Here is a 1,788-nt window from a genome sequence, read left to right on the forward strand (position 1 = left end):
TATTAAAGTGAATTGTGCTGCTATCCCCGAAGCTTTACTGGAAAGTGAGTTTTTTGGTTTTGAAGAGGGGTCCTTTACTGGCTCAAGAAAAGGGGGCAAGGCAGGTAAATTCGAACTAGCGAATGGAGGAACCATCTTTTTAGATGAGATTGGGGAAATGCCTTTAAACCTGCAGGTGAAGTTATTAAGGGTGATTCAAGAACGAACAGTAGAACGGGTAGGGGGAATCCACCCAATAAAAATTAATGTCCGAATCATCGCTGCAACAAATGCTGATTTGAAAAAAAGGGTAGAAGAAGGCAGGTTTAGAGAAGATTTATACTTTCGACTTAACGTATTTCCGATCGAACTTCCTCCATTAAGAAACAGAAAAATGGATATTATGCCATTAGCCGTCCATTTTCTAAAAGAATTTAGTCGGATCCAAAATAAGCAATTATCCTTTACAGCCGAAGTACAAACTTTATTGGCACATTATCACTGGCCAGGAAATATACGAGAATTAAAGAATGTGATTGAGCATGCTGTGATCATGGCTGAAAAAAGCGGACGTATAAATCAAGAAAACTTACCCGAATATTTGTATCAACCGAACGAGACTGATAGTGCCGCAGAAGAAGATTTTATTTTCCTTTATAAGCGATGGAGCGAGATAGAAAGATCAGCGATTGAAGAAGCGCTGGAACAAACGCAGGGACACCGTACAGAAGCAATGGAGTTATTGGGAATGAGCAGAAAGAAATTTTATAAAAAATTAAAGGAATACAAGATGAAGTGATGTTTCCTTTAGAAACGACTGTATCGATTAGAAACAATATAACGCTTTCATTTCGTTTCGTAACGAAACAAAATATCTGAATAATTAATCTATTTTGCTGCTGCTACTAACTTTATCAAAGTTGGCATACTACTTGCATGGTTGAAGGTAAGGAGGGGTTAAAGTTGACATCAGAAATAAGTAAATTTTATCAGCGGTCAATGAAAAAAAGGCAAGATATTCTGCTGGAGAGAGTAGAAGGTTTAACATCAGAGGAAATCCATCTGTATCAGAATTACGGTGGGTTAGGTGAGGCATTGACAGACCAATTAATAGAGAATTCGATTGGAACACTTGAAATTCCCTTAGGGCTTGCAGTGAATTTTACAGTAAATAAAAGGGATTTATTCATTCCGATGGCGACGGAGGAATCGTCCGTTGTAGCCGCAGCCAGTCACGCTGCAAAGTTGGCGCGCCCATCCGGCGGATTCAAAGCAACTACCACCGGTTCCATTATGTTTTCCCAAATCCAGTTGGTAGGGATTGCAGATCTACACGGTGCGAAAATGAAGATCCTTGAAAATAAAGAAGAGATACTCGAACTGGCACGAAAGCAAGATCCAACCTTGGAACAATTGGGCGGGGGCCCAATAGATTTAGAAGTGAGAGTCTTTGGGCTTCAACATCCCATGCTGATCGTCCATTTAATTGTTAATACTTTGGACGCCATGGGGGCAAATGCTGTTAATACGATGGCAGAAAGTATTGCTCCGCTCCTGGAATCACTAACGGGGGGGAATGTACTCTTAAAGATTATTTCGAATCTTGCAGATAAACGATTAGCCAGATCCAGGTGCACGGTAAAAAAGGAAGATTTAAATGGAGAACAGGTAGTGGATGCCATTATCATGGCTTCAACATTCGCTTCTCAGGATCCTTATCGCGCAGCTACCCACAACAAAGGGATCATGAATGGAATCAGTGCAGTCGTCCTGGCAACAGGCAATGATACAAGGGCTGTAGAAGCAGGT

General features: G+C 40.8%; 2 protein-coding genes. Both read left to right on the top strand.

The window, feature by feature from the left end:
- Positions 1-778, top strand: a 778-nt coding sequence (locus HP456_RS23550) for a sigma-54 interaction domain-containing protein (RefSeq protein WP_172255567.1), incomplete at its 5' end; no start/stop codon positions are given.
- A 137-nt stretch (positions 779-915) separates the two neighbouring features.
- A partial coding sequence (locus tag HP456_RS23555) for a hydroxymethylglutaryl-CoA reductase, degradative (protein WP_281358129.1) occupies positions 916-1,788 on the top strand: 873 nt, incomplete at its 3' end.

Origin of the sequence: Bacillus haikouensis, from assembly GCF_013179555.1 — a bacterium.
Lineage (GTDB): Bacteria > Bacillota > Bacilli > Bacillales > Bacillaceae_B > Rossellomorea > Rossellomorea haikouensis_A.